Source organism: Chamaesiphon sp. OTE_8_metabat_110 (assembly GCF_031382685.1).
GTDB lineage: Bacteria > Cyanobacteriota > Cyanobacteriia > Cyanobacteriales > Chamaesiphonaceae > Chamaesiphon.
In genome coordinates this window covers 1-3,772 of record NZ_JANMZA010000189.1, presented here as the reverse complement: position 1 = coordinate 3,772, position 3,772 = coordinate 1, and the positions used below count along the sequence as shown (strand labels likewise).

Sequence of the window (3,772 nt, the reverse complement as noted above, 5' to 3'; positions counted from 1 at the left end):
CAATTAAACAGATTGACCGTCGCACTAAAATATCTGGGGCACAGTGGAAATTTGAAAATGTTCCTCAAGTACTAGCCCATCGCTGTGCCTACCTTAACAGATTAATTAGCGATCGCTAAATAAAAAGTGGGATGCTCCCTTGCTGATGTCTTGGGTAAAAGGTTTATTAATACTCGTCTGCAAGCAAATATTGCCATTCAGGCGGATCGATCTGTTGCCGCTCTCGAAGTAATGAGCCGCTTTGCCGCCAATCCTAAATGGTTGATTTATCTGCCGCCTACGATGTCTCCCGTGGCGACTTCCAAGCTACCAGGATATCTGGAATATCCTACCGAAGCCTTTGATTATTATCGATCGAGCGGCATTAATGAAGTCGTCTGCGAAGAAAAACACATGGGTTCGCGAGCGGTAATCATCATCTGTCGCGATGAAGCTGCTGTAGAGAGAAGATTTGGGATTACAGGGGAAGGCATCGGCATCTGTTATACCCGCACGGGACGCAGATTTTTCAACAATTTACAACTAGAAACTATATTTCTAGAGCGCGTTCGAGCCGCGCTCACTGCCTGTGACTTTTGGCAGCGTTTAGAGACAGACTGGGCGTGCCTGGACTGCGAATTGATGCCGTGGTCTGCCAAAGCCCAAAGCTTGCTACAAGGTCAATATGCGCCTGTTGGTGCTGCCGCTAATCATGCTTTAGATTATGCCACCCAATTATATCAACAGGCACTCGATCGCGGAGTCGCAGTCGCACCCCAACTCGAAAAATTACAGATGCGATCGAGTATGGCACACAAATACGTCGATGCTTACCGTCGCTACTGTTGGACTGTAGACTCGATCGAAGATTTCAAACTGGCACCATTTCATATTATGGCAACAGAGGGCACGGTACATACCGACAAAGACCATCTTTGGCATATGAACCAAATCGCCCAAATCTGTCAATCAGATCCGATCCTCCTTTCTTCTACCCATCGCACTGTCAATCTTCAAGACGAAGCAGCAGTGACAGCCGCTACCCAATGGTGGGAGACACTAACCCAAGCTGGCGGCGAGGGGATGGTCGTCAAACTGATGCAGTTTATCAATTCTGGTAGCAAAGGTCTAATTCAACCTGCGGTTAAAGTCCGAGGATCGGAGTATCTACGGATTATTTATGGCCCCGAGTACGACCTCCCCGAACATCTAGACAGGCTGCGCCAGCGAGGTTTGGGTGCGAAGCGGAATCTGGCATTGCGGGAATTTGCATTGGGAGTAGAGGCGTTGGAACGGTTTGTCGCGGGGTTGCCGTTACGTCAGGTACATGAGTGTGTATTTGGCGTATTAGCATTAGAAAGCGAACCGATCGATCCTAGGCTGTAAGATATTCTCTACTTAAAACTTAGATTATGAATAATTTATAACTAAAGATTTATAATACATTCAGATCGAATTAGAATTATTGCTGCATGTATGACAATACTTGTAAATATCTAGCCGAACATTTTCCTGAAGATTTGGCTAGTTGGCTGATTGGCGAACGTATTGCGTTGACTCAATTGCAGCCAACAGAATTGAGTGTCGATCCAATTCGAGCCGATAGTCTGATTTTGCTGGCTAATGAAGATTTAATTTTGCATCTGGAGTTTCAGACAGTTCCCGATCGGGAGATGCCATTTCGGATGCTAGACTATCGCATCAGGGCTTATCGCAAATTTCCGACCAAACGGATGAAACAGATAGTCATCTACTTAACTCGGACGACGAGTGAGTTAGTCTATCGAACCACATTTGAAATCGAACATACTCGCCATCAGTTTGAAGTAATTCGACTGTGGGAACAACCCGCCCAAATATTTTTACAGTCGCCAGGATTGTATCCTTTTGCCAGTTTGGGACAAACTGATGCACCTGAGTTGGTATTAAGGAGCGTAGCCGCTAAGATTGAAGAGATCGAATCGCCAAAAGTTCAAGCGGACTTGGCAGCTACTGCGGCGGTATTAGCTGGGTTAGTGTTGGATCGAGATCGAGTTAAGCAGATATTACGGAGAGAAATCGTGAGAGAGTCAGTAATCTATCAAGATATTTTGGCAGAAGGCTTGGCAGAAGGCTTGGCAGAAGGCTTGGCAGAAGGCTTGGAGCGCGGACTGCAACAGGAAAGAGCATTAGTGATCAGACAACTAACTAAGAAGCTAGGAATTCTTACTCCCAACATTCAATCGCAGATCGGCAGCCTATCGATCGAAAGAGTCGAAGCTTTGGGCGAGGCTCTTTTAGATTTTACGACTCTAGCCGATTTAAATGAGTTTTTAGAGGGTTAGATCGAGCCTGAATTTGCCAAAATGACTGAGAAAAATCGAGTAGTCGAATTTAAAACCGACAGAATTGTCTGTCTCGATTCTCCAATCTCAGGGGGACGAGGAGAGAAATTACATTTATTTGCAGAGGTTATAGACACTATTACTATCTCCGATCGCTGTTGGGTGCGACCATTAGCGATCGCACGATCCAATCCCGAAAGTTTTAATGTAGAATTCCTCCACGATCTGCGCGATGCGGCTCAACTTATTTTACCCAAGGCTTTTTTTCGGGATGCTTTAGATACAGAAGTTTTACCTTTGATATCTGAACTATTTCATCCCGCTAAAGATTCGATTCGATCGGCAAATTCTCAAAAAATATTATATCGATTCATCGCCGATCTTTATCGATCGAGTTAAACGCCAGTCTCATACCAATCGAATATCGGCTTGCTGCTAATTATTAATTATTAATTAATTTAACAGCCCTCCTCCTGCCGTTTGAGCAATCTATTGAAAATTTCCGTCCCTCCAGGCGATAGCACCCGCACGCGGATAAAGTCAGGATCTTTTTGTTGCCAGATGGCTTGATATCTAGTATCGCCATTACTCCAAGTATAAGTTCGGCGATCGCGCGTACCACCGATCGTTGCCCCAGCGAGATCGAGGCCAGTTTTATCGCCAATTTTGGTAGCAGTATATCGATAAGCATCGCGCTCGTAAAAAATACTCACAGTCCATTTATTATCGCCAAATACACCGCTGAGTCGTTGTTCCTGAGCCATTACGGGCGTGGGTTGAAAAGTAACGATCGCCGTAGGCACAGAAAGCCCGATAATTGTAACTAAAGCGAGCTGATGTAGTCGAGTCATACTAACCTCTAATCTGGTTGGGGAGATAACGATAACTTCAACATCAAGCGGGATGATTTCGGAAAACTCGACCGATCTTGAGGGAATTTATTGCCAGCTATTGTGACTTTCGTCAAGATCGGTTGCATCCCTATCCGTGGGCTAAGATCGAGCCTAAATTTAGCAAGATAGATCGCGATAATTGTTTATAATAATAGTAGCGACTGCTAACCATCCCCCGCGCTGAGAAGTTGGGTAGAGACCTTGGATACCATTACTGCTTTGGTAGTTATCACCATAGTCGATTCATCCCGATCGAAACTTCCGCGATCGCACGGATCTAAAATGTAAGATTTGTAGTTATGCTGTCAGTAGCACTGCCGACAAATATTCAACTTTTTCATCTAAATATCATATGTCTGGTGTTACAATCGCCATCTCATTAGCAATCTGCTTGTTACTGTTTCTATGGGTTAAGAATCAGCCCAAATCCGGCAGCAGACAACATCATCTCAACAATCGGAAGCTGCGACCCCAACATCCCCATTTAGAACGAAAATTATTAAAATTACTCGGTGGCAATCAGAGTACGGCACATCGCTTGATTCAACAATCTCAACTCAGACACCCCGATAAATC

3 protein-coding genes and 3 pseudogenes are annotated in these 3,772 nt (G+C 44.9%); 5 read left to right on the top strand and 1 reads right to left on the bottom strand.

Features of this window, described 5'->3' with window-relative positions:
• The 4 genes and pseudogenes from RMO52_RS06915 to RMO52_RS06900 form a co-directional block, all read left to right on the top strand.
• Nucleotides 1-119 (top strand): annotated as a pseudogene (locus RMO52_RS06915) (ISKra4 family transposase); the annotation flags it as partial.
• 19 nt (nt 120-138) lie between these two features.
• Nucleotides 139-1,365, top strand: a pseudogene (locus tag RMO52_RS06910) (polynucleotide kinase-phosphatase); the annotation flags it as partial.
• 86 nt (nt 1,366-1,451) lie between these two features.
• Nucleotides 1,452-2,303: an Rpn family recombination-promoting nuclease/putative transposase gene (locus tag RMO52_RS06905; protein WP_310412198.1), complete on the top strand. Its 852-nt coding sequence runs from the start codon at nt 1,452-1,454 to the stop codon at nt 2,301-2,303.
• 21 nt (nt 2,304-2,324) lie between these two features.
• A complete protein-coding gene (locus RMO52_RS06900; RefSeq protein WP_310412195.1) occupies nt 2,325-2,702 on the top strand; it encodes a hypothetical protein in 378 nt (125 codons plus the stop codon).
• Nucleotides 2,703-2,761: 59 nt separating this feature from the next.
• On the opposite strand, the gene RMO52_RS06895 is transcribed toward RMO52_RS06900, so the two are convergent.
• Nucleotides 2,762-3,154, bottom strand: a complete 393-nt coding sequence (locus tag RMO52_RS06895) for a hypothetical protein (protein WP_309737855.1) — start codon at nt 3,152-3,154, stop codon at nt 2,762-2,764.
• A 394-nt stretch (nt 3,155-3,548) separates the two neighbouring features.
• On the opposite strand from RMO52_RS06895, the pseudogene RMO52_RS06890 reads away from it, so the two are divergent.
• A pseudogene (locus RMO52_RS06890) lies at nt 3,549-3,772 on the top strand (hypothetical protein); the annotation flags it as partial.